Origin of the sequence: Arthrobacter sp. ISL-48 (assembly GCF_018613805.1) — a bacterium.
Lineage (GTDB): Bacteria > Actinomycetota > Actinomycetes > Actinomycetales > Micrococcaceae > Arthrobacter.
In genome coordinates this window covers 400,140-426,880 of the sequence record NZ_JAGGPL010000003.1, presented here as the reverse complement: position 1 = coordinate 426,880, position 26,741 = coordinate 400,140, and the positions used below count along the sequence as shown (strand labels likewise).

Here is a 26,741-nt window from a genome sequence, read left to right as displayed (position 1 = left end):
ACCGTAACAAGCCAGATATGCACCATTTACTTCCTAGAGGTTGTTGTAACAAACCGGCAATGTAAAACCTCCGCCGGCGAAACACAGCGAGGCAAAACTTGAAACAGAACGCAAACGGCGTTGGGACAGGCGGAGAATTCCGCATCTAAAGCAAGAGAGGACGCAGACCATGGAACTCACCGCAGGTCTCGTTTGGCTCCTGGTCGCTTCAGCACTCGTGCTGTTCATGACCCCGGGCCTGGCATTCTTCTACGGCGGCATGACTCGCGCCAAGTCGGCCCTGAACATGATGATGATGAGCTTCATCGCCATCGCAACTGTTGGCATCACGTGGGTGCTGTGGGGCGCCTCCATGGCCACGACCAACGAAGACAACTTTTTCCAGATCTTCGCGAACCCGTTCAGCCACTTCGGTCTGCACAACTTCACGGATCCCGCAGATCTGCTCAAGGTAGGCTACGCCGCCACCTTCGCCATCATCACTGTGGCGCTGATCTCGGGTGCGGTCGCCGACCGCGCAAAGTTCTCAGCCTGGGTCATCTTCACACCCATCTGGGCCACGCTCGTTTACGCGCCGCTGGCATTCATGGTTTGGGGTGGGGGACTCTTCTCGAAGGACGGCTGGTTCGGCCAGACGTTCGCTCCGGTCATCGACTTCGCCGGCGGTACCGTGGTCCACATCAATGCCGGTGTGGCCGGCCTCATCCTGGTCCTGATCATCGGCAACCGCAAGGGCTTCGGCAAGGATCCGAACCACCGCCCGCACAACATCCCGTTCGTGATGCTCGGCGCTGCAATCCTGTGGTTCGGCTGGTTCGGCTTCAACGCCGGAGCCGCAGCCACGGTTGAGCAGGCGGGCCTGATCTGGATCAACACCCTGGCCGCCCCGGCCGCCGCCATGCTCGGCTGGCTCGCCGTGGAACGCTTCCGCGACGGCCACCCCACCTCGCTTGGTGCCGCCTCCGGTGTAGTCGCCGGCCTCGTCGCGATCACCCCGGCCTGCGCCAACGTCTCCCCGCTGGGTGCGATTGCCTTGGGCGTCGTCGCCGGTGTGGCCTCCGCCCTCGCCGTCGGCCTGAAATTCAAGTTCGGCTACGACGACTCGCTCGATGTCGTCGGCGTCCACCTTGTCTCCGGCGTCGTCGGAACTGTGGCGATCGGCTTCCTGGCAACCCCCAGCCAGGGCCAGGCCGGCCTGTTCTACGGCGGAGGCACAAGCCAGCTCGTCGCGCAGACTTTGGCTGCAGTCCTGTCCATCATCTTCACGGCCGTGATGACCTTCATCATCGCCTACCCCATCCACAAGACCATGGGCTTCCGCGTTTCGCAGGAGCAGGAAGTGGTTGGTGTTGACCTGAGCCTGCACGCCGAGACGGCCTACGAATTCGGTGTGGGCGGCCACGGCGGAAGCTTCCAGCCGCTGCACGAACTGATCACCGGCAAGGGCTTCACCGAAGACGGCGTGACCGCGGCTGACCAGGCCGGTGCCAGGAGCGAAGCGAAGAAGGCCGAGTCGGCAACAGGCAAGGAAAGCGTGGGGGCATGAAACTGATTACAGCAATCGTCAGGCCGGAGAAACTCGAATCCATCCGGGAAGGCCTGGAAGCCTACGGCGTCCAGGGGCTGACGGTCAGCGCGGCCAGTGGCTACGGCCGGCAGCGCGGGTACACGGAGGTTTACCGCGGAGCTGAATACAACGTGGACCTCCTGCCCAAGATCCGGGTCGAGGTGCTGGCTACGGACGAGCAGGCCGATGACATCCTGGACGTCATCATCGCCAGCTCCAACACCGGACGCGCGGGTGACGGCAAGGTCTGGACCGTTGATGTGTTCGAAGCTGTCAGGGTCCGCACCGGGGAACGCGGCGTAGCCGCCATCTAGAGCCGCCGGGATCTGGAGCAGCGGACACAGAGACGGAAAGGGCGGGCAGGGAACCTGGAAAGGTTCCCTGCCCGCCCTTCTGCGTTCGCTGCGGCGGGTTTCAGGCTTGGCCGGTTACCTCGCCAGGGCTACTGCGCCGCGGGTACGGACCCTGACCATCGCGCCGGACCGGACGAGCCGGCGTCGTACTCCTCCAGCGGGACCGTATCGCGGGACCAGGCCTTGAGTACCGGCTCAACAATCCGCCAGCAGTCCTCCGCGGTGTCGCCGCGGACCGACAGCAAGGGATCGCCGGTCAGGACGCCTTCCAGTACTTCGCCGTACGGCAGCAGGTCGGATGCATTCAACTGCGCGTTGAGGGTGGCGCGGTCCAGGCTGAAGATGTCCCCCGGACCGTTGACATCGACGTCGAGCTCAAGCGTGTCCGGCCCGAAACCGATCCGGAGCTGGTTGGGGGAGTCAACGCCGGAGAAGCCCTTGGGCAGGTGCGGTACGGGCCTGAAAGTGACCACGGCTTCTTTCCGCTGGTCGCCCAGCGCCTTCCCTGAGCGCAGGATGAAGGGCACGCCCTTCCACCGCCAGTTGTCAATGTCCACCTGGACCTCGGCGAGCGTTTCCGTGTTCCTGCCCGAGTCCACACCCTCCTCCTTGACATAGTCGATGACCTGCCTGCCGTCTATGCTTCCGGCCGTGTAGCGCGCGCGCCGCGTGCTTGTTTTGTAGGGTGCCTTGATGCTGCTGGCCCGGAGGACGGCTGCGACGGCATCGCGGAGGTCCCGCTCGCCCAACGTCGCCGGCGGTTCAATGGCCATCAGGGCCATGACCTGCAGCAGGTGGCTCTGGATCATGTCCCGCAAGGCACCGGCGCCGTCGTAGTAACGGGCACGGCCTTCCAGGGCCAGATCTTCGTCGAAGATGATCTCCACCTTGGCGATATGTTCGCGGTTCCAGACCGGCTCCAGGAAGTTGTTGGCGAACCTGAGGCCGAGGATGTTCAGGACGGTGGCCTTTCCAAGGAAATGGTCCACGCGGTGAATGTGGTCTTCCGGGACGAGGGTCAGGAGCGTCCGGTTGAGTTCCCGCGCTGACTCCTCACTGGAGCCGAAAGGCTTCTCCATGACCAGCCGCGTACCCTCCGGAACCTGTCCCGGGTGGAGCACCTCGCAAGCCTTCTGGCTGATATGCGGCGGCAAGGCGAAGTAGACCGCCACAGGACCCTCAAGCTCCGCCAGCAGGGATGCGAGTGGTCCGTCCGCTGTGACGTCCAGCTGGTGGTACGCGGTGTCCCTCTCGACGGCGGCCAGCGCCTTCGCCCCCGCGGCGTCATGCTTTCCCGCCTCGGCGAAGGTGGAGTGGACCCGGTCCCGCCACTCGTCCGGCGACCATGGATCGGACCCGGCACCTACAAGCTTGAGCCCCTTGGCCCTGCCGGTGGCCACCAGCCTGGCAAGTCCGGGAAGCAGAAGCCGCCCCGTGAGGTCGCCTGAGGCGCCAAGAATCAGCAATGTCTTAACAGTGGTTTGACTCGTCACTGTGCCAGCATGCCATCTTGGAGGCCCGTCTTGGTACCCTAGATAGTCGAGTCCCGTTGTCAAGGCAGTTGGAAGTTTCTAAGCAACAGCCGAGACGCTGGTGTGCCGAAGGGCCGCCATCCGTAGATCCACTGAAAGAAGTGCACGGCGCGTGTTCAATTCACTCTCTGACCGGTTGACAGCAACCTTCAAGAATCTCCGTGGCAAGGGCCGCCTCACCGAGGCCGATGTCGATGCCACAGTCCGGGAGATCCGTCGCGCCCTCCTGGATGCCGACGTTGCCGTATCGGTGGTTCGTGAATTCACGGGCCGCGTACGTGAGCGTGCCCTGGGCGCCGAGGTTTCGGGGGCCCTGAACCCGAGCCAGCAGATCGTCAAGATCGTCAACGAGGAACTTGTCGAGATCCTCGGCGGTGAGACCCGGCGCATCCGGCTCGCCAAGACTGGCCCCACCGTCATCATGCTCGCCGGCCTCCAGGGCGCAGGCAAGACCACGCTGGCCGGCAAGCTGTCCAAATGGCTCAAGGCCCAGGGCCACAGCCCCATCCTCGTGGCCTGCGACCTGCAGCGCCCCAACGCTGTCACCCAGCTGCAGGTAGTGGGCAAACGCGCCGGCGTGCCCGTCTTCGCCCCGCACCCGGGTGCTACCTCCGAACTCGATCATCCCGCCGGCGATCCTGTCGCCGTCGCGCGGGCAGGTGTTGAAGAAGCGCGCCAGAAGCTGCACGACGTCGTCATCGTGGACACGGCCGGCCGCCTCGGCGTAGACGCGGACATGATGGAGCAGGCGCGGCAGATCCGCCGGGCCATCGTGCCCAACGAAGTGCTGTTCGTGATCGATTCCATGATCGGCCAGGACGCCGTGAACACGGCGCTGGCCTTCGATGAGGGCGTCAACTTCACCGGCATCGTGCTGTCAAAGCTCGACGGCGACGCCCGCGGCGGTGCCGCGCTCTCGGTTGCGTCCGTAACCGGCAAGCCTGTGATGTTTGCGTCCACCGGCGAAGGCGTGGACGACTTCGAACTCTTCCACCCGGACCGGATGGCCTCGCGCATCCTGGACATGGGCGACGTCCTGACGCTCATCGAGCAGGCCGAAAAGTCTTGGGACAAGGACGAAGCAGCCCGGATGGCGAAGAAGTTCGCCGACCAGGAAGACTTCACCCTGGACGACTTCCTGGCCCAGATGCAGCAGATCCGCAACATGGGCTCCATGAAAAAGATGCTGATGATGATGCCGGGCGCGCAGAACATCCGCCAGCAGCTCGAGCAATTCGACGAACGCGAGATCGACCGCGTCGAGGCCATCGTCCGGTCCATGACGCCGCACGAGCGCGTTGCCCCCAAGATCATCAACGGCTCCCGCCGGGCACGTATTGCCCGCGGATCAGGCGTCCACGTTTCCGAGGTCAACGGCCTGCTCGAACGCTTCGCCCAGGCCCAAAAAATGATGAAGAAAATGGCCCAGGGCGGCGGCATGCCCGGGATGCCTGGGATGCCTGGAATGGGCGGCCAAGGCGGCGGCGCCCGAAAGGGTGCCAAGAATGCACCCAAGAAGAAGGCCCGCTCGGGCAACCCAGCCAAGGCCGCCCAGGAACTTCGGGAGGCCGAGGCCAGGCGCGCGGGCGCCGCGAAGGCGCTTCCCACCGGTGCGGCGTTCGGTCAGCAGTCCGATGACTTTGATCCCTCGCAGCTCAACCTGCCCAAGGGCTTCGACAAGTTCCTCGGCAAATAGTCACACCCCCCGGCTGGCTGGCAGAAAACGTTGTTCCGGGGGCTCAGAACGACGTTTACTGCTATCCAGTTGGGATGTCGGAGCCGTGGAATAGGGTTGGGTCATGTTCAAGCAGAGGGTAGTGTTCGTCCACGGCGCCGGAAGCTTTGGCGCGGCGGCTTGGCCCCGCCAGCATGGGATGGCCCTGGCCTATGACGCGCTTTTCCTGCGGCGGCACGGCTTCGATCCCGTGGCTGAACCGGTCGAATCGTCCTTCGCCGAAGATGCCGCCATCGTCCTGCGGTCGTTGGCGGACGACGGCCGGGGCGCTGCAGGCGGTCACGTCGTGGCACATTCCCAGGGCGCCATCTCTGCCATGATGGCCGCAGTTGAACGTCCGGACCTGGTGTTTTCCCTGACGCTGGTGGAACCAGCATGCCTGTCGCTGACGGCTGAGCTGCCTGCCACAGCGGCGCACCGCACGCTGATGCAGCCGCTCTTTGACGTCCGCCACCAGCTGGGCGATGAGGACTTCCAACGGGAATTTGTCCGTCGCGTGTTCTCGGCCGGACCGCACCAGCCGTCCACGCCCGAGGAAAAACGGTCAGCGCGCCGGCTACGGCTGCAGTCCCCGCCCTGGGAAGCTCCGCTGCATATCGTCCCGGGCGTGCCCACCCTTGTCCTGACCGGAGGATGGGAACCCCTCTACGAGGAAATTGCCGGCTACCTGCGTGAAACCGGCGCCCTCCACCGCATCGCTGCGGGAGGGCACCGGCCCCAGGACTCGGCCGAGGGTGACCGCGCGATCCGTTCCTTCATCGGCGAGGTCAGCCGCGGCCAGGCATCCCGGGCATCCTGACGCGCTTGCAGTCCCTGACCGCCCGGGCCTGGCCAGCCTGGTCAGGCTAGCGCGGCGCGGGCAGTTCCAGCTCGGGCAAGTACACCTTGCCGCCTGCCGCCAGGAACTCCTGGCTCTTTTCCCGCATGCCTGCGGCCATCTCAGCTAGCGCTGCCTGGGACTCTGCTGACCCGTATTCGTCCCGGATGTCCTGGCTGATCCTCATGGAGCAGAACTTGGGCCCGCACATGGAGCAGAAGTGTGCCGTCTTGGCGGGTTCCGCCGGCAGCGTCTCGTCGTGGAAGGCTTCGGCGGTGACGGGGTCCAGGGACAGCGCGAACTGGTCGCGCCAGCGGAACTCGAACCGGGCCTTGGACAGGGCATCGTCCCGCTCATGCGCGCCGGGGTGGCCCTTGGCAAGGTCGGCGGCATGTGCGGCGATCTTGTACGTGATCACGCCGGTCTTGACGTCGTCCTTGTTGGGCAGGCCCAGGTGCTCCTTCGGCGTCACATAGCACAGCATGGCGGTGCCGTAGCGGGCGATCTCCGTGGCGCCGATGGCTGAGGTGATGTGGTCATAGCCCGGTGCCACATCGGTCACCAATGGGCCCAGGGTGTAGAACGGCGCCCCCTTGCAGAGTTCCTGCTGCCGTTCCACATTTTCGCGGACCAGGTGGAACGGTACGTGACCGGGCCCTTCCACCATGACCTGCACGTCGTACTCCCAGGCGCGCTGGGTGAGCTCGGCCAAGGTGTCCAGTTCGGCGAACTGCGCGGCGTCGTTGGCGTCCGCCGTCGCACCCGGCCGCAGGCCGTCGCCCAGCGAGAACGCGACGTCGTACTTCGCGAAGATCTCGCAGAGCTCGTCAAAGTGGGTGTAGAGGAAGTTCTCCTGATGGTGCGCGAGGCACCAGCCGGCCATGATGGCACCGCCGCGGGACACAATCCCCGTGACGCGGTTGGCTGTCAGGGGAACGTACCGCAGCAGCACCCCGGCGTGGATGGTCATATAGTCCACACCCTGCTCGCACTGCTCAATGACCGTATCGCGGAAGATCTCCCAGGTGAGCGCGTTGGCTTCACCGTTGACCTTCTCCAGTGCCTGGTAGATGGGCACCGTGCCGATCGGCACGGGGGCATTGCGGATGATCCATTCCCGGGTGGTGTGGATGTCGTCGCCGGTGGATAGGTCCATCACCGTGTCGGCGCCCCACTGGGTGGCCCACTGCAGCTTGTCCACCTCCTCCGCTATGGAACTGGTGACGGCGGAGTTGCCGATGTTCGCGTTGATCTTCACCAGGAATGCCTTGCCGATGATCATCGGCTCGGACTCGGGGTGATTGATGTTGTTGGGGATGATGGCGCGGCCCGCGGCCACTTCGCTGCGGACAAGCTCCACGTCGCAATTCTCACGGAGGGCAACGAACCGCATCTCCGGCGTGACGGTGCCCTGTTTGGCATAGTGCATCTGGGTTACAGTCTTGCCTTCGGCGGCGCGGCGGGGCACCGGTTGCGCCCCCTTCCACTCCGCGGACGCGGCGCCCCGGCGCACGGCGGACCGGCCGTCGTCGAGCAGGCTGCGCTCCCGGCCACTGTAGGGCTCAGTGTCGCGGCGGGCTTCAATCCATTCAGACCGGAATGGCCGGAGGCCAATCACGGGATCGCTACCGGGGCCGGCTGTCCGGTACACCTGGAAAGGGTCGTTCGCCAGTCCGTTGGGCGAGGGCTCCAGGGCGATTTCCGTTACCGGGACCCTGATTCCCGCGGCATCATCGCTGATGAAGGCCAGTGAGTGGGACTTCAGCGACTGCGTCTCGGCCGGGCCGGATTCAGCGGGGCCAGTTTCACTGTTGCCAGCTTCATTTTGGTCATGGATCAGCTGTGTTTCTTGCGTATTCACGGAATACTCACTTCCTTCGCCGGCATTACCCGGACAGGTTCAACGGTCGCAGGCTGCGTCAGCCTGATCTCAGCCCCTGCAGGGGCACCCGTGTGGTCAAGACGAAGCTACCACGGCCCAGGCTCTGAAGGTGAGTGCAGGGGCCGGCGGCGTTTCGGGCGGATTAGGCTGGGTCAATGGGCGAAACCATCGAATTCAGCGGAACAGTCCTCACGGGACCGGACCAGGAACGCCACGGATTGTGGTCGGTGGATGGCCGGCTGACCTTCCACCGTCCTGACGTCCCGCCAGACAGTGTCGTGTCCGGCTGGGTGCTCCCAGGCTTTGTTGACGCCCATTGCCACATCGGCCTGGGACCAGACGGCGGGGTGCCGGATCATGTGGCCGAAGAGCAGGCCCGGGCCGACCGCGACGGGGGAGCACTCCTTGTCCGGGACGCCGGCGCCGCGAGTGATACCCGCTGGCTACAGCAGAACCCCGCAATGCCAAGGATCATCCGGGCCGGCCGGCACATCGCCCGCACCCGCCGCTACCTGCGGAACTTCGCCATCGAAGTGGAGCCCGACGGTCTGGTCGAGGCCGTCCGGAAGCAGTCGCGGGCCGGCGACGGCTGGGTCAAGCTCGTGGGGGACTGGATCGACCGGGACATAGGCGACCTGGCGCCGTCGTTTCCCGCTGCGGTCGTTAAGGAAGCCGTGCAGGCGGCGCATGACGAAGGTGCCCGGGTTACAGCCCACTGCTTTGCTGAGGAGACCCTGGACCAGATGCTTGACGCTGGCATCGACTGCATCGAGCACGCAACCGGGCTACTGCCGCGGCATGTTCCCAGGCTCGTGGACCAGGGAGTCCCGATTGTCCCCACGCTCATCAACATCGCCACCTTTCCTGGCATTGCCCGCCGGGCGGAACCCAAGTTTCCCCGCTACGCCTCGCACATACGTGCGCTGTGGGAACGACGGGCAGAGCGAGTGCTGGAAGCCTTCGAGGCCGGAGTCCGCATCTATGCCGGCACCGATGCCGGAAGCGTGATCAGGCACGGCCGGATCGCGGATGAAATCCTGGCCCTTCACTGGGCGGGGCTACCCATAAGTTCCGCCCTTGATGCCGCATGCTGGAGTGCCCGCGAATGGCTTGGGGCGGACGGCCTGGTGGAAGGCGCTCCGGCAGACGTTGTCCTTTGCCAGGAGGACCCGCGAAAGATGCTGTCGACCGTCTCCAGCCTCAAGCATGTAGTGCTGGGCGGGCATCTGATCCGGTGAACGACAAACCTCTGGAATCCGCCGCCGCCTTGTGGAATAAATTGAAGCTTCAAGTGATTTAGATCTATGAGGGCCTCGTCCGGAGGCCGCGTGAACCGGGAGTGTTCAATGACTGCAGAAGCCACCAGCCAGGATCTTCTTCCTGCCGACCTCGCCATGGGCACCGTGATGCTCAAGGTGGGGGACATGAAGCTGATGACCGACTACTACCAGCGTGCGCTGGGATTGGAGATTGTCGCCGAGCAGGACGGCGGTCTCTATCTTGGCAGGCTCCAGAGGCCGCTGGTGCACCTTGCGCCCGCGCCCGGGCTGAATCTGCCGGGCAGGGGCGAAGCCGGGCTGTTCCACACCGCCCTGCTTTTTGACGACCAGGCATCGCTGGCGGCCACCGTAGCCACTGCCGCACAATATGAGCCCCGGTCCTTTACGGGCAGCGCCGACCATCTTGTGAGCGAGGCGTTCTACTTCAACGATCCGGAAGGCAACGGCATCGAACTGTACTGGGACCGTCCACGTGAACGGTGGTCGTGGAACGGCAAGGATGTGGTGATGGACAGCCTGGCCCTGCCGCCCCAGCGCTACCTGCAGGAGCACCTGACCCAGGAATCGGTGGACGGCCAGCAGCGGAGCGAAGCGGGCGTGGGCCACGTCCACCTCCAGGTAGGCGACGTGCATTCCGCCCATGATTTCTACGTGGGCACGCTGGGGTTTGAGAAGACTGCGGGCTGGCATGGGCAGGCGTTGTTCGTTTCGGCTGGACGCTACCACCACCACATGGCCATGAACGTGTGGAACAGCCGCGGTGCGGGTCCCCGCAAGGACACGCTCGGACTCGGCGAGGTGCTCATTGAAGTCCCCAACAAAGACGACGTCGGCGCCCTTGCCGACCGCCTGAAGGTCGCCGGCGTGGAGGCCCACCACACGGGAGCCGAGCTGCGGTTCGAGGATCCGTGGCGCAACCGCATCCGTGTCGCTGTCCGCTGAGTAAGTGCGGTTCCCCTGTGCGTTAGGCTGATTCCGAACGGCCGGGGCGGCGCTCTTTGCCGCCTGCCAGGGCCGCACCGTCGACGGAATGAGGGCGATCCCCATGGGCTTCACCGAAATCTTTGTTGCAACCCACGACGCCGCATTGAAGCGCGCACGCGTCTTGGACGAGGAAGGCTCATCGGCTGACTCGCCCCCGGAGCAGGGCCTGCGGATTCCCGGGATCAGCGACTTCGAAATCGAACAGCTTGGCGACCTCGCGGGCGCGGCCGTCCACGCTGGCGGCGCCGACTACGAACTTGCCATGGTGGACGTGGCCAGCGACTCGCTGCTGGGAGTCCCGCCCGCCATGATCCGGGCGCTCGCCGACCTGCTCAGCTACGAAACCGAGGGCGAAGGCAACGTCCTGGATGATGTGGCGGAGAAATGGGCGTCGCAGGACGACATGCCGTTCGGAGCCGACGAGGCCCGGAAGTACGTCCAGCAGCTGGCAGGGCTGGCGGCCGGAATCGACGACGCGCACCGCACGGGGCTGTACGTCTGGTCCTCCTGACCGTCCACGCCGGAGTTCGCGGCAGGCCTCTGGGGCCTGCCGCCTGGGTCAAGTCGAAATCCCGGCGCCGATCTGGCACAATAAACAGGTACTCGATCTGCGTGGCCCCTCTCTCCACGTCCGGATCCTGTCCTTCGAACCCGCAAGTATGGCCCGCCCCACGGGTGCAGAACGCCGGGTTCACCCCTTTTTCTGAAACAGGAGTGACCACAAAAGTGGCCGTAAAGATTCGCCTTAAGCGCTTTGGCAAAATGCGCGCACCGTACTACCGCATCGTCGTCGCAGACTCACGCACCAAGCGTGATGGCCGCGCCATCGAAGAGATCGGCAAGTACCACCCCACCGAGGAGCCCTCATACATCGAGGTTAACTCCGACCGTGCACAGTACTGGCTGTCCGTCGGCGCCCAGCCGTCCGAGCAGGTTGCAGCGATCCTCAAGATCACCGGCGACTGGCAGAAGTTCAAGGGTCTCCCGGGCCAGGAAGGCACCCTGAAGACCAAGGCTCCGAAGGCTGCATTCGTTGCCCCGGAGAAGGGTTCCGTGATCATCCCGGAAGCCATCACCAAGAAGGCAAAGCAGTCTGAGGCAGCAGAGGCCCCGGCCGACGCCGAAGCAGAGACCACCGAGGCTGAGTAGATTGCTGGCAGAAGCGCTCGAACACCTGGTCCGTGGAATCGTTGATTCCCCGGAGGATGTCAAGGTCAGCTCGAAGAACAACCGCCGCGGGGACACCCTCGAGGTTCGCGTTCATCAGGATGACCTTGGACGGGTGATCGGCCGCCAGGGCCGCACCGCACGCGCTCTGCGCACTGTGGTGGCTGCCTTGGCAGACGGCGAGCCGGTCAGGGTCGACGTCGTCGATACCGATCGCCGCCGCTAAGCGCTCGGCAATATCAGTTTTGCTCCGGCCCCTCCACCCGCAGGTGGAGGGGCCGGAGTGCTTTCAGCACACAGCGCAATTTGCAAGACGGAAACAGAGGAACAGATGCAGCTTCAGGTGGCACGAATCGGCAAACCCCACGGAATCAGGGGGGAAGTCACGGTCCAGGTATTAACCGATGCCCCGGCCGACCGCTTTGTTCCGGGTACCGAGTTTGTGGTCGAACCGGCCTCCGCGGGGCCATTGACCGTGGACAGCGCGCGCTGGAACAAGGACATCCTCCTGCTTGCGTTCGACGGAATTGAAACCCGCAACCAGGCCGAGACCCTCCGCGGCGCCAAGTTGTTCATCGAAACCGAAGAGCTGGATGAGGACGACGACGAAGGCTGGTACGAACATGAGCTCGTGGGCCTGGAGGCCCGTGTAGGCTCCCGTGTGGTTGGCAAGGTCTCCGGACTCCATACCCTGCCTGTCCAGGACCTGCTGGTGGTCCAAACACCGGACGGCAAGGAGATCCTGATCCCGTTCGTGGAACAGATTGTCCCCGAGGTCAACGTTGACGAAGGATTTGTGCTGGTCACGCCACCGGAAGGCCTCTTCGAAGTCAACGCCGACGACGCAGACGCGGCCGAAGATGCCGAGGATCGGGGAGCCGGGACCAGCGGACCCGAGGACAACGCCTAAATGCGCATCGACGTCGTCAGTATCTTTCCGGAGTATCTGGCGCCCCTGGAACTGTCCCTCATTGGCAAGGCCCGCCAGGACGGACTGCTGGACTTGCACGTCCATGACCTCCGGGACTTCACCACAGACAAGCACCGCTCAGTGGATGACACTCCCTACGGTGGCGGCGCGGGCATGGTGATGAAGGCTGAACCCTGGGCGCAGGCTCTTGTATCCGTGGCTGAAGCCCGCGGAGTTCAGGACTCCAAGCCTGTGCTCATTGTTCCGTCGCCGGCGGGGGAGCGCTTCAACCAGGCGCTCGCCTACGAGCTCGCGGAGGAGGACCAGCTCGTTTTTGCGTGCGGCCGCTACGAGGGCATTGACGAGCGCGTCATCGAATGGGCAGAGGAGCATTTCACGGTGCGGCCCGTGAGCCTTGGGGACTACGTCCTGAATGGTGGCGAAGTTGCCGTGCTGGCCATGGTGGAGGCCGTCGGCAGGCTGTTGCCGGGAGTTGTGGGGAACCCCGACTCCCTAGTAGAGGAATCCCATTCCGACGGCCTCCTGGAATATCCGGTTTACACCAAGCCGGCCAGCTGGCGGGACCGTGACGTGCCGGCGGTCTTGCTGAGCGGCAACCACGGAAAGATCGCGCAGTGGCGCCGCCACGAACAGTACCGGCGGACGGCTGAACGCCGCCCGGACCTGCTCGAGACTTTCGACGCCGGGACGCTGCCGCGGCCGGACCGGACGGTTCTCGCCGACCTCGGGTACGACGTCGTCGACGGTCACCTCCGTGCGCGGCGGGCCGGCGAGCCTTCCGGACCCGCCTGAAGCGTGCACGCGGTGTCCAGTGCAATTGGCTGTATGCCTCCGAGTGTGGCAAAATTAACCCTTGTGTCTGCTGGGTCCGCACCTGCCACAGGGGGAGCGCAACCAACAGCCTGACAACCGGTACCCGTCAGTCAGTGACGGGACCGGACCAAACACTTTCGGCAGCAATTTCCGGCGCGTACTGCGCGTCCGGGCCTGGCCGCCGTGACCCAAAGTGAATGACCTGTGGCGTTCACCAGGAGTGCAATTATGCATATTCTCGATTCCGTAGATGCAGCCTCGCTGCGCACAGATGTTCCTGAGTTCCGCGCGGGTGACACCCTCAAGGTCCACGTGAACATCATCGAAGGCAAGAACACGCGTGTCCAGGTGTTCCAGGGCTTCGTCCTTGGCCGCCAGGGTGACGGCATCCGCGAGACCTTCACGGTCCGCAAGGTCTCCTTCGGCGTCGGTGTGGAGCGTACCTTCCCGGTGCACTCTCCGATCATCGAAAAGATCGAACTCGTCACCAAGGGTGACGTGCGCCGCGCCAAGCTTTACTACATGCGTGCACTGCGCGGTAAGGCTGCGAAGATCAAGGAGAAGCGCGACTTCACCGCCGCCAAGTAAGTCTTCAGAGACCTACACGGCAAGGCCCAGCTGTACCAGGCCAAGCGCCGGAGCCATTCGCAACAGCGCCCCAGGATACGGATCATGGACCAAACACAACGCCAGCCCAGAAGAATGGGCTGGCGTTTTGTGTTCCTGGCCCTGCTGATGGCCGTCGCCATCAGCGGGCTTGTCCGGTCACTGTGGCTGGATGTCTATTACATCCCGTCCGAGTCCATGGAACCAGCCCTGGAAGGCGGGGACCGCATCCTGGTTTCCCGGACTGACTTCCATTCGGATCCCATCCGCCGAGGGGACATTGTGGTCTTTGACGGACGGGGCACCTTTGCCCCCCTCAACAGTGGGCGAGGCCCACTCGCTGATTCCATGGCGTCAGCCGGACAATGGCTCGGCCTGGCGGGCAGCGACACCACATACGTCAAGAGGGTCATCGGACTTCCCGGGGACAGAGTGGTCTGCTGCGACACCACCGGGCATGTCACAGTTAACGGTGAGCCGCTCGAAGAACCCTACGTCTACAGCGGTGACGCTCCGAGCAAGCAGGCCTTCAGTGTTATCGTTCCCGAAGGCCGGCTGTGGCTGCTCGGGGACCACCGCTCACTGTCGGCGGATTCCCGAAGCCTGCTCGGCGCACCAGGCGGCGGAATGGTGCCGGTGGACAGGGTTATCGGACGGCCGGTCCAGATCATCTGGCCGCTTGATAGATTTGCAGCAGTACCACGGCCGGCAGCGGCAGGAACAACAACAGAGAACGGACAGTAGATGCCCGAGAACCAGCCAGGGACACCTGATCCGCACCATGAAGGGACACCGGAGACCCCGGCTCCCGGCAGCGTTGCCGGCACCTCAGCTGCCGTGCCCGACGTAGCCGCCGAGGCTGCCCAGGGCGACACCGCCGCCGATGCCGCCAGTCCACGGCCACCGGCTTCGGGAAGGCGCTCGGCCGCCCCCCAGTCCGAGGCCTCAGCCTCCAGCCCGCTGTTTCTCTGGCTGAAGGAAATCGCCACCGTGGTGGTGATCGCCGTGGTTCTGTCGTTCCTGATCAAGACCTTCCTGTTCCGGGCGTTCTGGATTCCGTCCGAATCGATGGTCAACACCCTGGACATCGATGACCGCATCTTTGTGAACCTCCTGGTGCCCGAACCGTTCGCCCTTTCCCGCGGGGACGTGGTGGTCTTCCGGGACACCAAGGGCTGGCTGCCGGCGGCGCAGGCAAAGTCCGAGGGCCCGTTTCCCTGGGTGCAGGACGGTCTGATCTTCGTCGGCCTGCTGCCGGACAACTCGGAGCAGCACCTCGTCAAGCGCGTCATCGGACTCCCCGGCGACCACGTGGTCTGCTGCGACGCCGGCGGTAAACTGACCATCAACGGATCCGCGATTGATGAAACCTATGTGAACCGCGCCGAGGTCCCGCAGATCCGCAACTTCGATGTCGTTGTTCCGCAAGGGAAAGTCTGGGTCATGGGCGACAACAGGAACCACTCCGCCGATTCGCGCTCCCATCTGGAGTACAACGGCGGATTCATCGACCTCCCGGACATCGAGGGCAAGGCGGCTGTCATTGCCTGGCCGCTGAACCGGATTACTGCCCTGGACAACTACCCGGACGTGTTCCGGAATGTGCCGCCGGCCGGTTAGCCATGTCCCCAGCAATACCAGCCACCGCGGCCAGGGCGGCCGCGCGCCCCGCCACAGGTATCAGGTCCAAAGCTCCCACCCTCCGCCATGAGCGGACCTTCAAAGCACAGGGCGCCCGCTTCCTGGCCGGCGTCGACGAGGTAGGCAGGGGCGCCCTGGCCGGGCCGGTGAGCGTCGGGATCGCCGTTGTGGACCTTGACAAGCAGAAGCCGCTCCCGGGCGTGCGGGATAGCAAGCTGCTCAATCCGGCCGACAGGGAGCGACTGGGACCGCTGGTCCGTAAGTGGAGCGTGGCTTCTGCCGTAGGGCATGCCACTGCGGCAGAGATCGACGCGCTGGGCATCATCTCGGCCCTGCGCCTCGCGGGCACGCGCGCCTGGTTTGACATCCTTGCCTCCGGTGTCACACCGGACATGGTGCTCTTGGACGGCAGCCACAACTGGCTCTCGCCCGCCGCCCAGCTCTCCCTGTTTGACGACGCGGCGTCCGAACCCGGATGCAACGCGCCGGTCCACACCCGCATTAAGGCAGACATGCAGTGCTTGAGCGTCGCTGCGGCCAGTGTCATCGCCAAGGTGGAACGCGATCAGCGGATGTGCGAGCTTCACACCGAATACCCGGATTTCGGCTGGAACGTGAACAAGGGATATGCCACGGCATTCCACCGCGACGTGCTCCGCGCTGCCGGGCCCACGCCGTACCACCGGGTGAGCTGGAACCTCCTGGGCGGCGAACTCAGCGACGAACCCGGCGAACTCTGATGTCCGCCGCAATCCGTGGCGCCCGTGGCGCGATGGATGGTGCAAGATGGAAGCATGAGTGCTGAGGATCTTGAAAACTATGAAACCGACATGGAGCTGCAGCTCTACCGTGAATACCGCGATGTTGTCGGACTCTTCAGCTACGTCGTCGAGACAGAACGCCGGTTTTACCTGGCCAACCACGTTGACCTCCAGGCGCGCAGTGCCGACGGCGAGGTCTACTTCGACCTGACGCTGCAGGACGCCTGGGTGTGGGACGTGTATCGCTCGGCGCGCTTCGTCAAGAGTGTCCGCGTCCTGACGTTCAAGGACGTTAACGTGGAAGAGCTTCCACGCAACGAGGAACTGGCGCTGCCGAAGGACGTTGACCTCGGCAACTGATGCCCGCAGGTACTTCCGGCCGGTACCGTCGCCCGGTGCCGCCCACTGGGGGACTCTTCCTCCACACACCGGCGCGGTAGCCGGGTTACCCACATAGGGAAGTAGCTCCCTGTCCTCCGTGCTTCTGCCCCTGCAGGCTGGTTGCGGAGGTAGAGATGAAATCCAAAGACCTGTTGGGCCGGCGCGGGGAAGAGCTCGCTGCCGGGTACCTTGAATCACTGGGCATGCTGGTCGTGGAACGCAATTGGCGCTGCACCGAAGGTGAGATTGACATCGTGGCGCTGGACGGCGATGCCCTGGTCATTGCCGAGGTCAAGACCCGTCGTTCCCTTGACTACGGGCATCCTTTTGAGGCGGTGGGGCCGGACAAGCTGGCCCGTCTGCACCGGCTCGGGTCCGCCTGGTGCCGGGATCGGGAATTGCGGATGCCGCTGCGCCGCGTGGATGTGATCGCCGTGCTGGACGACGGCGCCGGCGAACCCCTGGTGGAACACCTCAAGGGGGTGGGCTAATGGCTTTGGGCCGGACCTACTCGGTGGCACTCGTGGGGCTGAACGGGTACATCGTGGAGGTCGAGGCGGACATCGGACAGACGCTTCCCGCGTTTGTGATTCTGGGTCTGCCCGATGCCGCGCTGAATGAGGCCAAGGAGCGCATTCGTTCCGCCGCAAAAAACTCAGGGATACCGTTGAGCCGGAGAAAGATCACGGCCAACCTCATCCCGGCGTCCCTGCCTAAGCGGGGCTCCGGCTTCGACCTGGCCGTCACGATGGCGGTGCTGCGGGCCGCGAATGACATCAGACCTACGGAGCGGACGGTCTTCATCGCCGAACTGGGGCTGGACGGCCGGCTCAGGCCGGTACGGGGGATCCTTCCCGCCGTCATGGCAGCTGTGCAGGCCGGATACGCGGACGTCGTGGTGGCACAAGCCAACCTGGCCGAGGCATCCCTCGTTCCGGGAGCCGACGTCCGGGGCTACCGCACGCTGGCCCGGCTTGCCTTCGATTTCGGCGCCGACCCGCAGGAGCTCGCCCTGGACTTTGACCCTGAGGACGAGGCCGATCACGCGGATGCTTCGGCGGGCCTCCTGACGGTACCGGATATGGCCGACGTGTCCGGCCAAGGAGATGCCCGTCGGGCGCTGGAAGTGGCCGCGGCCGGAGCGCACCACCTGCTCCTGACCGGGCCGCCCGGCGCAGGCAAGACCATGCTGGCGGAGAGACTTCCTGGCCTGCTGCCTGACCTGGCAGACAAGGAAGCCATGGAAGTCACGGCCATTCATTCGCTGTGCGGACTCCCGTCGTCCGCCGTCCAGCTACTCCGGCGGCCGCCCTTCGAAAACCCGCACCACTCGGCTACCGCTGCGGCCATCATTGGTGGAGGTTCAGGGCTGCCGCGCCCAGGCGCCGCATCACGGGCGCATCGTGGCGTCCTGTTCCTCGACGAGGCACCCGAATACGAACGACGCGTCCTGGATGCCCTCCGGCAGCCATTGGAGAGTGGCGAACTGGTGATCCATCGTTCCGCAGGCACCGCGGCCTATCCTGCCCGTTTCCAACTGGTCCTTGCGGCGAACCCATGCCCTTGCGGCAAGGCCTCGGGGAAGGGGCTCGACTGCACTTGTTCCCCCATGATGCGGCGCCGGTACCTCGCCCGGATGTCCGGCCCGCTGCTGGATCGGGTAGATATCCAGCTCCAGGTGGAGCGCGTCTCCCTGGCCGACTTTGGCCAGGCGGGTTCGGAGGAGGATACCGCGTCCGTGGCGCAGCGGGTCGGTGAGGCCCGCCGCCGCCAGGCCGAACGGCTCATATCCCTCGGCCTGGAAACCAACTCGCAGGTGCCGGGGCGGATCCTGCGCGGCGAGCTCCGGCTGCCTGCGGCCGCCACCAGGATCCTGGACCATTCACTGGAGCGGGGTGTGCTGACCGCCCGGGGCTACGACCGGGTGCTGCGCCTGGCCTGGACAGTGGCCGATCTCGCGCATCGGGAGAGACCGGACACCAACGACATTGGACAGGCGCTCAGCCTCCGACAGGCTGCCTCGGCAGCCGCATGAAGGAAAAGGCAAATGGATAACGAACGGTTTGCGCGAGCTGCCCTCTCGCGGCTGATGGAGCCGCAGGACGCTGCCGGCCTTGCCCTTGTGCACGCCGCCGGAGCCCAGGACGCGCTGAGGATCGCAACAGGCCAGCTGGCTCCAGGGCCGGCGATTGAACGGGAGATCACGGGACTCCTGGCGGACACCGGCGCCGGGACCGGCTGGGGCGGGATGGCCGCGGCACTCAAACGTTGGGCGCCGCGGATTCCCGACCTCGCACCCGAGCGGGACCTGGCCACTATGGCACGTCTGGGTGGCAGGCTGATTGTGCCCTCTGACGAACTGTGGCCCGTACAACTCGCCGACCTGGGTATCCACGAACCCATCTGCCTCTGGTGGCGCGGCCTGGAACAGAAGCTGCCCAGTGCCGCCAAATGCGTCGCCTTGGTCGGTTCCCGCGACAGCACAAGCTACGGTGCCTCGGTGACCGGCGATCTCGCCTATTCGCTGGCGCAGCGCGGCTTCACCGTGGTTTCTGGAGGTGCCTACGGCATCGATGCCCACGCCCACAGGGCAGCTTTAGCCGGGGGATCGGCGGCGGTCCCCACCATCGCGGTCATGGCAGGCGGCGTGGACAGGTTCTACCCGTCCGGCAATGAGGATCTCCTGCGTGCGGTCTGCAACCAGGGAGCTGTGATCGCGGAGGTTCCGCCGGGGTCGGCACCCACCCGCTATCGGTTCCTGCAACAGAAACGTCAAATATATGTATACCACGGTTTTCACGTACTGCCACGCCGAACGTTGAGTGATTGAATGTCACCCACAATCGCTAGGGTGTGAGCATGGAAGTAGAACGTATTGAGTGGGCTCAGAGCAAACTCAATGACTTGGAAGTTGCCGTTGAGATGCTGCGGCTGGCGCGTGGCGCGAAGAATTCCGCAGCGACGCGGTCAGCGATACAGGAATTAGAACTGAAAATGGTTCCTGTCACCGCCATTGCTGAGTTCCTCTTCAAGGAATGGAGCTGGCATTACGGCCGAAGCTACGAATACCTCATGCAGAGCATCCAGCAGATCCGAGGAGAGCTCATCTACGCGGCTGAGATAGAGAAGAACCTCCAGCCGGTAGCACCCGGATTACGGGCGGATCGTCTCCATCCGTGGGTTTGGCGTGGCGCCCAGTCGTTGTGGGCCAGCGGACACTATGCTGACGCAGTTGAAACGGCTGCCAAGATGGTAAACGCGGAACTTCAAAACAAGGTTGGACGCCGGGATATGAGCGACGCCAAACTCTGTGCTGATTCCTTTTCTCCGCACGCACCATCCGAAAAGGCTCCAAGGCTCCGGTTCGCTGGGGATAGGACAAGCGAAAGTTGGGCAACACGCCAGAGCGGTGCTGTGTCCTTCTCGCGGGGCGCGTTCATGGCGATTCGTAACCCACTGGCCCACCACGGCGACACAGACCTTGGAGAACACCAAGCGCTTGAACTACTCGCGGTGTTCTCCGTGATCGCCCGGTGGATTGAAGAGTGCTCCGTTGAGGAGGCACCGCCCGCTGGGGTGGAGGTCGGCGGTATGTCAGCGCCGGTAGATGGGGCGGTGCAGCCATGACGAAAGAAGAAATTGCACTCTGGGTTCAGGTCGCCGCCGTTGTGGTTGCCGTCGGCGCCTCGATTGTGGCCCTGGTTGTGTCGGCACTGGACCGCAGGAACGCCCGCAGGATCGCCGACGAGGACCGGCGCGGCGCCCTGAAACAAGCTCACTTGATGTTCGAGCTCGAAACGCTACTGAGACTGACGAAGAACCTGACTCGCGGCGGCCATTCCGACACTGCCGTAAGCCGGGACATGGGCGCCGAAGCGAGCGCCTTGGTTGGAGCACTGGGCCCGGATCGCGTTCCGCGAAGCTGGGAGTCCCTCGTTGACCAGACGCCCGAGGAGATCCAGGCGGTACTAGCCGAGGAAGAAACGCCGGAGTGGCTTAAGAAGTCCATTGAGGCGCACCTGGCGCTTACGGCAGTCGCCGAGGAGATCCGCGAAGAAAACCGGCGGCGTTAGCGGCGGTCATGGCCGGTATTTCTTACTGTCCATGTAAACGGCATAGGTCGCGTCAGTCAGCGTCATGCTCGGGATTACACAATAGTCAGTTGTCGCCGCTTGGAAGTCTTTGATTAGGGAGTCCGAGGGCATCCCGGTGCCTTTGTCTATCTTGTTTCGCCCGCTCGTTAGTATGTCGGCGGCGGCGGCAAACTGCTGGGCGGGCGTCATGACTTTGAGCCAGTCAGTGCAGGTCGTCTCTGAATACTTCTTGCTCCACGTTTGAGCGTACTTATCCACGGTGGGGGCTACAGCCGGTGTCGGAGATTGCTGAGGTGCGGCAGGGCCGCCGCAACCGGTGGTAAATAGAACTGCCGACGCGACCGATAGCGCGAGTGAGTGCTTCATGATCCCCCAATGCTTAGAAGTCTTGTTGCGCACTCTATCCGCTCGCGCGACATTGGCAAGGGCAGTTCCTGCCTACGTGTAAGCCTCTGCTATTCCGAGGAGTCCGTTGGGCTTTCTGTAGTAGTCCTAGAACTCGCTGGCCTCATGCCGACAGCGTCAGCGAACGAAGACCCAAAATCAGTGCTCCGGAGAATGCCGTGCTCTGCTTCAACGGCCGAGCTTTCGTTTGTATAGAGGGATTGAAGCTGTTTGAATTCAGGACGGTTTTCAACCCAGTCATACGCGCCCTCCCGCGTTAGGAAAGTGCCGTACGTAACCTCTATGAGGCCAAGTCGGATCCAGTTGTCAACATAGGTGGCGTCGAGTTCGTTTTCCGCGTCAAGCCCTGTTTCGGAATCCGTCAGTGGTAGTAGGTGAGTGCGCAGGATTGACCAGCCGCTTGCTGGGCTGGTCAGTTTTCTTCTAATTCTGGCTACTGGGACGCTAGTTCCTGTGCCGAGTGGGTACTCGAGTAACTCCACTTCCTTACCGGTAAGTTGACGAATAATTTCGACAAAGGAAGGGTGCACGCGGTTGATTTGACGGTCATCGGAGGCGGATGCCAGCAGGTCTAAATAGAGCTTTTTCAGATCTGGCTCGTCCAGGCTGAATGCAAGACCTTGCATGGCAGGGGCAGCGATTATAGGCTTGGGCGCTACGCGGTGCTTTTCGGGAATGGCTGCTATGCGTTCTCGCATGTCCTCGTCGAAGTTATTCTCGAAGTACTCTGCGCTCAGTCCAATAAGTCCGCGAATAGGTCGAAAGAGTTGCAGGAAGAGTGCTTCCTTGACTGCAATTCGCTTGGCGCGTGTGTTCGCCGCTTGCTTGAAAGTCTCAGTTTCCTTGGCGGCAGCCACGAGTTCCTTGTTTATCGTTTGCTCGGTTTCGCGAATGTCCTGCGCTGCCCCTTTTACGATCTTCCCGGCGATGACGCCAGCCGCCCCAATGATCGGATCTCCAGTCATGTCCAGAGCATACCGCTCTACTCGGGCGAAAGTAGGCCGCCCCGCGTGAGGCGCTATACGAGGGTCGCCGCTCGTGGTGAGAGCCGTTCGCAAAAGCTGTTAATGTGCTCTTGGGCGCCGAGCGGAGAGGCCGATCGGCGAAGCTGAAAGGGGACAAGCAGTGATTCAGGAACAGGTCTATGCCGTAGCAACGGAGCTCGACGCGATCCTCGGCGACGCCATAAGTGACGTGGAATTTGCGGCCTTGGTGGAGGCTGTTGCGGGCGCTCGCGGAGCAGCTCTGTAAGCCCCGCTGATTAACGCAGAAAGGCCCCTCTCGCGGCCTAGGAATCAATTCCTGGGCTCGGAGAGGGGCCTTTTGTCTGGGCGGCTTCTAGCCGTTCGGTTTGCGGGATTCATCGCGCTTCGTGCTGTTCGCCGCGAGATATGCGGCCTTGCGGGCGGCGGCACGCTGGCGCCGCTTGCAGGAATCACAGACGATTCCACGACCGGTAGGCGAGGCACCACGCCGGGAGAATCTGCAAGCACGTCGCTCGACGCGGCAACGGACGCAAGTTTGAGATTCGAGGGCGCCGTCGTCGTCGAAGGACTGGAGAATCGGGCCGGTGTAGTGGTTGAAAGTTGCGGGCTTCAATGCGTGGAGCTCCTTTGTAGGTGTGGGGTGACTAGCGGGGGTGTTCGGCGTCTACTTCTGCGGGCCTCGGGTCATGGCGGCCACGGCGAAGCCCTGCGAGCTCTCGGAGAGCCGGGGCATGAGCTCCGTGAGGAGTTCCTCGGCGTTAGTGCCACGGACGCGGACGCTATACTTCGAGCCGTTCGCTCGCGCCTCGACGCCGAGGAAGGCCGCGAGCTTGTCGGCGTCGCGTTTGCCAAGGATCGCCTCGACTACCGTCCGGCGTCGGCCGTCGGGTGCCGTGCGGGGACGGTGGAACTTGCCGTCACGCTCCAGAACACCGAGGGCGAACATGAGGTCGGGTTCGTTGAAGTTCATAGGGTTGCTCCTTCGTGGCGCGGTGGCGGGACTACAGGATGTAAGAGAGCCACGGCGCCGGATATGCTCACGGCGCCGAGGCCAAGGGCGATTACACGGCGTTGATTTTTATGGCCTCGCGGGCGCGGCCTTCGCCGGGGCTGAGGCCAGGGAAGCGCCGCGAGCGGTGCACTAGCGGCCGCTCTGGAGGTGGGCGAGGTCGACGCCTCGTTTGGCTTGGCTGAGAGTAGCGACGTAGCGGGTTACTCCGTCGGCGTCGCTGTAGATGTAGGGCTTGTCGATGTACGGAAGCCGCTGGCCGGGGCGAGGCGCCGAGATAGCGGCGGCGTAGCGGCGACCGAGGGGGCTCGGGTCTTTCCTCAGGGCCGCGACGTCGGCGGTTGCGCGGGTGACCCAAGATGACGCGGGCGGGCGCACGGCCTGAATGGTTCGGTGGTGATCGCCCCGGGCGTTCGCGTTGCCGGTCTTGGCGCCGGTCTTCGAGGATTCGGCACGAGTGGCGCGGGCTTGCTCTCTGAGCTCGGCGGCGGATCGGAGTTTGCGGTGCTGTGGCTGTGATTCGGTCAAGGTTGGTCCTCCGTTCAAGGATGAAAAGCTGGGAAAAGTGCGATTTTTTGAAAAACCCTCAGACTTGCGCGCGTTGTTAGGCGCTATGCCCCTTCGACAGAGGAGCAAGGGGGTAGGGGGAGGGGTAGGCCAGGGTCTAGGCGGTCGCCGAGCTAAGCGAGCATGCCGGGGTGACGCTCGGCCTCTCGGCGTTGGGTCGGTCGCGGACGCCGAGCGGCGGCGCCTTCGGCTGAGCTCTTGCGTGCGTGATGCCAGCGGCACAAGGCTTGAAGGTTGCCGTAGCCGTGGTCGTCGCCGGGGTTGACGTGGTCGACGTCCGTCGCTGGCTCGCCGCACTTAGCGCCGAGAGAGTCGAGGGCCTGACACCCGTAGCCGTCACGCCGGAGGACACGAGCACGGCGGATATGCCAGTCGCGGGGCAGACGGTCGCGGCGGTTGCTTGTGTTCCAAGCCATTACGCCGGTACTCCCGCGTCTTCGATAATCGCGTACTGCTTTGTCAACTGATCGAAGAGCTCGCCGCGCTGAGAATCAGGAACGCGGAGGATGCGGCGCTGAAGCTCGGACATTGTCAGTACGTTCTTGCCAGCGGGCAAAGGCGCGGGCGGCTCGCCGACGATAGCGAGCGCCTCGGCTCTCATGTTTTCGTAAGCTACCTGATCGCGCTCCTCGGGCGAAGCGGCCAGCCACTCGCTGAGTTGCATCGGCTGGCGGATTCCCTTCGGTGTATTTTCAGGGCAGGTCTCGACGAAGGCGCGGGCGTGTCTCATCTTCGAGCGCACGATGTCTCGGTAAGCGTTGCGCCACTCGGTGCGCGTGCGGGGCTTGTGGTGGGGCTGACGTTCCATGGGTCGGGGCTTTCTGTGCGGGGGCGGGGTGCGCCGAAGGGCGCCGAGAGCGTGGATTCTCAGCGCCCTTCGAGGCGGGTTCTAGGTGAGGCCAGGATTATTGGCGGGATGCCTTGGCGATCGCGGCGGCGTCGAACCCGCCGTCGCCGTTGGCCTTGTCCTGCGCGTGCCGGGCACGGATTGTCTTCCAGACGTTCTCCGGAGTGTCGCCGCTCTCTTCGGCCATGCGCTCGACGTGACGGCGAGTACCCGCGTCAGCCTCTCGGTAGTCCTCGGGGAGTTCGTCGCGCTTGCGGATTTCCTTAGAGACGATCTCGTTGACGATGTTGTATACGTCGGCCATTAGGGTTACTTCCTTTTGTCGGTGGGGTTGGTTGTTGCGGTAACGCGGGCGTCAAGCTGGCCTATGGCGTAGCTCAGGAGCGCGGCGCCGGTCATGCCTTGCGTGAGCCCTCGGGCGATTGCGTCGCTCATGTTCTAGTTGAATCCCTGAGCGCGGCCACGCTTGCGGGCGGCGACGGCTCCGGCCTTGAAGGCGTCTTCGAGGGCCTTCGTTTCTGCGGCCAGGATCTCGGCGGCAGACATAACTTTCTCGCCGGTCGAGGCAAGCCGCACGGCTTCGACGTCGAAGGATTCGATACGCGCGTCGAGGATACGCTCGCTCTTAGCTTCGGAACCGAGCTCGCCAGTTACCGCTTTGGAGCGGGTAGCCCAGTGAGCACCGGGACGACCAGCGGCGTTCCGTGCGGCGTCACGTTCGCCGAGAATGGCCTTCAAGGCTTCCCAAGCGACGACGGCTTCTTCATGCTTCTTCAGCGCGTGCTCAGCGGCGCACTGGCGGAGCTCGTCCGCCGTGAGTGTGTTGCCGTAGACAGCCCCGTCGTACTTCTTCAGCGCCGCGAGGGAGCGGCGGGCCTGAGCAGCGACGGCGTTCTCGGCCTCGCGGATAGCAAACTGTCCTGATTCCCATTCGGCGTAAGTGACGCCGTGTGCAGGGCCAGCGGTAACGCCGACGCCATTCTGGATCTTCGTCAACTTCGTAGCCGGGGCGGCTTTCTCGGTGGCCCTCTTAGCGCGGGTCAGTTCGCGACCTCGCTCGTTGGCGGCCAGCCATGCCTCGCGGGCCTCAGCGGCGCCGGGAACGGAAGCTACGAGCCATGCAGGCGCCTCGTCGCTCTCGAAAACGTACTTGGCGATACCGCTACTGTCGTAGGCGGTCATTTTGCGCTCGGTGCGGTCGGAGATCATTGCGTTCATTGTGTGGGGTCCTTTCGAGGGGTGTTTTCTTGGGTTCCGGCCGGGGCGGGCCGGAGGCTTATGGGGCGCTACGCGCCGGGGATCAGGTAGAGCATTGCGGAGCCTTTCGCGCCGCGTCGGCGGGCGCCGAGGAGCTCGTCGGCGACGGCGTAGAAGACTCGTTGCCGGGGTACGGCGTAGAGTCCGCCGTCCTCGCGTTCCTCTTCGTCTTCGACGTAGTCGCCGATAACCTCGGCGGCCGTCTCGTAGAGCTCGGAGGCGATCCAGCGGGAGCCGGGGGCGGGGGTGTCGACGTCGCCGTCCCAGCCGGTGAGGAAGCCTTTGAGCCACTCGCGGGCTGACGCCTCTTCGGCTTGTCGGACGCGCTCGCGGCTGGCGGCTTTGCGTTCGGCGTCGGTCTTCGCCGGGGTCCGTTCCTCTTCGGAGGCTGGCGGGCGGTAGACGGGCAGGAGACGCCGAAGGTGGGCGACGACCTGGGCGAGGTAGGCCGTGCGGGCGGCGGGCGTCGCCTCGGTCAGGTAGAGCCGGAGGTTGCGATAAGGACGGCCGGCTTGGGTCGTAGCGAGCTCTGGGAGCCGCTGGAGGGCGGCTAGAAGCTCGTCGGAGAGGGCGCCTTGATGAAGGGCCAGGGGTTTTAGGCCACTTTCGAGCGGGCGGGTCAGGAGCGCCGAGCCGGAGCGGTAGGCATCGACGCCGGAGCGGAGCCACGGCAGGGCGTAGACCTCGGCGAGGAGGAGCGGGCCGGGGATCTCCAGCGAGGCGCCGGAGTAGGTCTTCAGCCTGACGGGCTGTTCGGCCCGTTTGGCGTAGCGGCGGCCGTCTCGGAGGGCGGCTAGGGCAAGTTCGTAGGGTAGCACTGGCGATGCTTTCGGGTAGTAGGGGTTGGCGGCGGGGACGCCGGTAGCGGGGGCCGGTGGCGGCCGGTTTGCGGGGTATATGCGGTGGGTGGCGCAAACTGGTCACGATGACGTTTCTTCGTCATTACTGATTACTTTGTAAAGAGAGAGAGACTCTTAGGGAGTAATAGAGACATGACGTAGTTTCGTCATCGTGACCGGTTTGGACCACCCTTCGGGCCTCTCTCGGCCCATACGCCGGGAAGTTGGCCGGGAAGGGGCGGCTCGCCCGCCTCGGCGATGCGTTTACACGCCGTCGAGAAGGCGCT

The 26,741-nt window shown here is 64.2% G+C and carries 32 protein-coding genes, 1 pseudogene and 1 riboswitch; of the genes and pseudogenes, 21 read left to right on the top strand and 12 right to left on the bottom strand.

Annotated elements, in window-relative coordinates; all coding sequences use genetic code 11:
- Window positions 1-169: 169 nt before the first annotated feature.
- A complete protein-coding gene (locus tag J7E83_RS05865; RefSeq protein WP_214959926.1) occupies window positions 170-1,546 on the top strand; it encodes an ammonium transporter in 1,377 nt (458 codons plus the stop codon).
- Window positions 1,543-1,881 carry a P-II family nitrogen regulator gene (locus J7E83_RS05860; RefSeq protein WP_003806050.1) on the top strand — a complete coding sequence of 113 codons (339 nt, stop codon included), beginning with the start codon at window positions 1,543-1,545 and terminating at the stop codon, window positions 1,879-1,881. Before J7E83_RS05865 ends, J7E83_RS05860 begins: the two co-directional genes overlap by 4 nt.
- A gap of 128 nt (window positions 1,882-2,009) precedes the next feature.
- Here J7E83_RS05860 and J7E83_RS05855 read toward each other — a convergent pair whose 3' ends face one another.
- Complete coding sequence (locus tag J7E83_RS05855; RefSeq protein ID WP_214959924.1) at window positions 2,010-3,413, bottom strand: glucose-6-phosphate dehydrogenase; 1,404 nt, start codon at window positions 3,411-3,413, stop codon at window positions 2,010-2,012.
- A 151-nt stretch (window positions 3,414-3,564) separates the two neighbouring features.
- Here J7E83_RS05855 and ffh point away from each other — a divergent pair, with 151 nt between their 5' ends.
- Together ffh and J7E83_RS05845 are read left to right on the top strand one after the other, a co-directional pair.
- Entirely contained in the window at window positions 3,565-5,148 is a 1,584-nt protein-coding gene (gene ffh / locus J7E83_RS05850) for a signal recognition particle protein (RefSeq protein WP_214959921.1), read from the top strand.
- 103 nt (window positions 5,149-5,251) lie between these two features.
- Entirely contained in the window at window positions 5,252-5,986 is a 735-nt protein-coding gene (locus tag J7E83_RS05845; protein ID WP_214959919.1) for an alpha/beta fold hydrolase, read from the top strand.
- Window positions 5,987-6,032: 46 nt separating this feature from the next.
- Here the strand turns inward: J7E83_RS05845 and thiC are convergent, their stop codons facing one another.
- A complete protein-coding gene (gene thiC / locus J7E83_RS05840) occupies window positions 6,033-7,841 on the bottom strand; it encodes a phosphomethylpyrimidine synthase ThiC (RefSeq protein WP_396020519.1) in 1,809 nt (602 codons plus the stop codon).
- An 18-nt stretch (window positions 7,842-7,859) separates the two neighbouring features.
- Window positions 7,860-7,967, bottom strand: a riboswitch (TPP riboswitch).
- 74 nt (window positions 7,968-8,041) lie between these two features.
- On the opposite strand from thiC, the gene J7E83_RS05835 reads away from it, so the two are divergent.
- The 17 genes and pseudogenes from J7E83_RS05835 (at window position 8,042) to J7E83_RS05755 (ending at window position 20,523) form a co-directional block, all read left to right on the top strand.
- Window positions 8,042-9,124 (top strand): amidohydrolase family protein, encoded by a 1,083-nt coding sequence (locus J7E83_RS05835; RefSeq protein ID WP_214959914.1) that lies wholly within the window; start codon window positions 8,042-8,044, stop codon window positions 9,122-9,124.
- A 108-nt stretch (window positions 9,125-9,232) separates the two neighbouring features.
- A complete protein-coding gene (locus J7E83_RS05830) occupies window positions 9,233-10,108 on the top strand; it encodes a VOC family protein (RefSeq protein ID WP_214959912.1) in 876 nt (291 codons plus the stop codon).
- A 103-nt stretch (window positions 10,109-10,211) separates the two neighbouring features.
- The gene (locus tag J7E83_RS05825) at window positions 10,212-10,661 is read left to right on the top strand and encodes a hypothetical protein (protein WP_214960979.1); all 450 of its coding nucleotides are present in this window, start codon (window positions 10,212-10,214) and stop codon (window positions 10,659-10,661) included.
- A gap of 215 nt (window positions 10,662-10,876) precedes the next feature.
- Window positions 10,877-11,299, top strand: a complete 423-nt coding sequence (gene rpsP, locus J7E83_RS05820) for a 30S ribosomal protein S16 (protein WP_214959910.1) — start codon at window positions 10,877-10,879, stop codon at window positions 11,297-11,299.
- A gap of 1 nt (window position 11,300) precedes the next feature.
- Entirely contained in the window at window positions 11,301-11,543 is a 243-nt protein-coding gene (locus J7E83_RS05815; RefSeq protein ID WP_056349097.1) for an RNA-binding protein, read from the top strand.
- 105 nt (window positions 11,544-11,648) lie between these two features.
- On the top strand, window positions 11,649-12,227 hold the full coding sequence (gene rimM, locus J7E83_RS05810) for a ribosome maturation factor RimM (RefSeq protein WP_214959908.1): 579 nt from the start codon (window positions 11,649-11,651) through the stop codon (window positions 12,225-12,227).
- Window positions 12,228-13,040 (top strand): tRNA (guanosine(37)-N1)-methyltransferase TrmD, encoded by an 813-nt coding sequence (gene trmD / locus J7E83_RS05805; RefSeq protein WP_214959906.1) that lies wholly within the window; start codon window positions 12,228-12,230, stop codon window positions 13,038-13,040.
- 249 nt (window positions 13,041-13,289) lie between these two features.
- Window positions 13,290-13,649, top strand: a complete 360-nt coding sequence (gene rplS / locus J7E83_RS05800) for a 50S ribosomal protein L19 (RefSeq protein WP_214959904.1) — start codon at window positions 13,290-13,292, stop codon at window positions 13,647-13,649.
- Between the two features lie 84 nt (window positions 13,650-13,733).
- Entirely contained in the window at window positions 13,734-14,411 is a 678-nt protein-coding gene (lepB, locus tag J7E83_RS05795) for a signal peptidase I (protein WP_214959902.1), read from the top strand.
- Window positions 14,412-15,287, top strand: a complete 876-nt coding sequence (gene lepB / locus J7E83_RS05790; protein WP_214959900.1) for a signal peptidase I — start codon at window positions 14,412-14,414, stop codon at window positions 15,285-15,287. It begins immediately after the preceding gene.
- A gap of 2 nt (window positions 15,288-15,289) precedes the next feature.
- Window positions 15,290-16,048 carry a ribonuclease HII gene (locus J7E83_RS05785; protein WP_214959898.1) on the top strand — a complete coding sequence of 253 codons (759 nt, stop codon included), beginning with the start codon at window positions 15,290-15,292 and terminating at the stop codon, window positions 16,046-16,048.
- 54 nt (window positions 16,049-16,102) lie between these two features.
- Window positions 16,103-16,429 (top strand): DUF2469 domain-containing protein, encoded by a 327-nt coding sequence (locus J7E83_RS05780; RefSeq protein WP_056335405.1) that lies wholly within the window; start codon window positions 16,103-16,105, stop codon window positions 16,427-16,429.
- 155 nt (window positions 16,430-16,584) lie between these two features.
- Window positions 16,585-16,941 carry a YraN family protein gene (locus tag J7E83_RS05775; RefSeq protein ID WP_214959896.1) on the top strand — a complete coding sequence of 119 codons (357 nt, stop codon included), beginning with the start codon at window positions 16,585-16,587 and terminating at the stop codon, window positions 16,939-16,941.
- Window positions 16,941-18,485, top strand: coding sequence for a YifB family Mg chelatase-like AAA ATPase (locus J7E83_RS05770; protein WP_214959894.1), 1,545 nt, complete (start codon window positions 16,941-16,943; stop codon window positions 18,483-18,485). The genes J7E83_RS05775 and J7E83_RS05770 overlap by 1 nt, the downstream gene beginning before the upstream one ends.
- A gap of 12 nt (window positions 18,486-18,497) precedes the next feature.
- A pseudogene (locus J7E83_RS05765) lies at window positions 18,498-19,229 on the top strand (DNA-processing protein DprA); the annotation flags it as partial.
- Window positions 19,230-19,309: 80 nt separating this feature from the next.
- On the top strand, window positions 19,310-20,077 hold the full coding sequence (locus J7E83_RS05760) for a TIGR02391 family protein (RefSeq protein WP_214959892.1): 768 nt from the start codon (window positions 19,310-19,312) through the stop codon (window positions 20,075-20,077).
- A complete protein-coding gene (locus tag J7E83_RS05755) occupies window positions 20,074-20,523 on the top strand; it encodes a hypothetical protein (protein WP_214959890.1) in 450 nt (149 codons plus the stop codon). Before J7E83_RS05760 ends, J7E83_RS05755 begins: the two co-directional genes overlap by 4 nt.
- 6 nt (window positions 20,524-20,529) lie before the next feature.
- Here J7E83_RS05755 and J7E83_RS05750 read toward each other — a convergent pair whose 3' ends face one another.
- The 10 genes from J7E83_RS05750 to J7E83_RS05710 form a co-directional block, all read right to left on the bottom strand.
- Window positions 20,530-20,910 carry a hypothetical protein gene (locus J7E83_RS05750; protein ID WP_214959888.1) on the bottom strand — a complete coding sequence of 127 codons (381 nt, stop codon included), beginning with the start codon at window positions 20,908-20,910 and terminating at the stop codon, window positions 20,530-20,532.
- 89 nt (window positions 20,911-20,999) lie between these two features.
- Window positions 21,000-21,914 (bottom strand): DUF4393 domain-containing protein, encoded by a 915-nt coding sequence (locus J7E83_RS05745; protein WP_214959886.1) that lies wholly within the window; start codon window positions 21,912-21,914, stop codon window positions 21,000-21,002.
- Window positions 21,915-22,599: 685 nt separating this feature from the next.
- The gene (locus J7E83_RS05740) at window positions 22,600-22,905 is read right to left on the bottom strand and encodes a hypothetical protein (protein ID WP_214959883.1); all 306 of its coding nucleotides are present in this window, start codon (window positions 22,903-22,905) and stop codon (window positions 22,600-22,602) included.
- Between the two features lie 171 nt (window positions 22,906-23,076).
- Complete coding sequence (locus J7E83_RS05735; RefSeq protein WP_214959881.1) at window positions 23,077-23,472, bottom strand: hypothetical protein; 396 nt, start codon at window positions 23,470-23,472, stop codon at window positions 23,077-23,079.
- Between the two features lie 152 nt (window positions 23,473-23,624).
- A complete protein-coding gene (locus tag J7E83_RS05730; protein WP_214959879.1) occupies window positions 23,625-23,927 on the bottom strand; it encodes an HNH endonuclease in 303 nt (100 codons plus the stop codon).
- The gene (locus J7E83_RS05725) at window positions 23,927-24,319 is read right to left on the bottom strand and encodes a hypothetical protein (RefSeq protein ID WP_214959878.1); all 393 of its coding nucleotides are present in this window, start codon (window positions 24,317-24,319) and stop codon (window positions 23,927-23,929) included. The genes J7E83_RS05730 and J7E83_RS05725 overlap by 1 nt, the downstream gene beginning before the upstream one ends.
- Before the next feature lie 97 nt (window positions 24,320-24,416).
- Entirely contained in the window at window positions 24,417-24,662 is a 246-nt protein-coding gene (locus J7E83_RS05720; protein ID WP_214959877.1) for a hypothetical protein, read from the bottom strand.
- Window positions 24,663-24,667: 5 nt separating this feature from the next.
- The gene (locus J7E83_RS21365; protein ID WP_285289311.1) at window positions 24,668-24,793 is read right to left on the bottom strand and encodes a hypothetical protein; all 126 of its coding nucleotides are present in this window, start codon (window positions 24,791-24,793) and stop codon (window positions 24,668-24,670) included.
- Between the two features lie 3 nt (window positions 24,794-24,796).
- On the bottom strand, window positions 24,797-25,576 hold the full coding sequence (locus J7E83_RS05715; RefSeq protein WP_214959875.1) for a hypothetical protein: 780 nt from the start codon (window positions 25,574-25,576) through the stop codon (window positions 24,797-24,799).
- Window positions 25,577-25,644: 68 nt separating this feature from the next.
- Window positions 25,645-26,433, bottom strand: coding sequence for a hypothetical protein (locus tag J7E83_RS05710; protein ID WP_214959873.1), 789 nt, complete (start codon window positions 26,431-26,433; stop codon window positions 25,645-25,647).
- Between the last annotated feature and the right edge of the window lie 308 nt (window positions 26,434-26,741).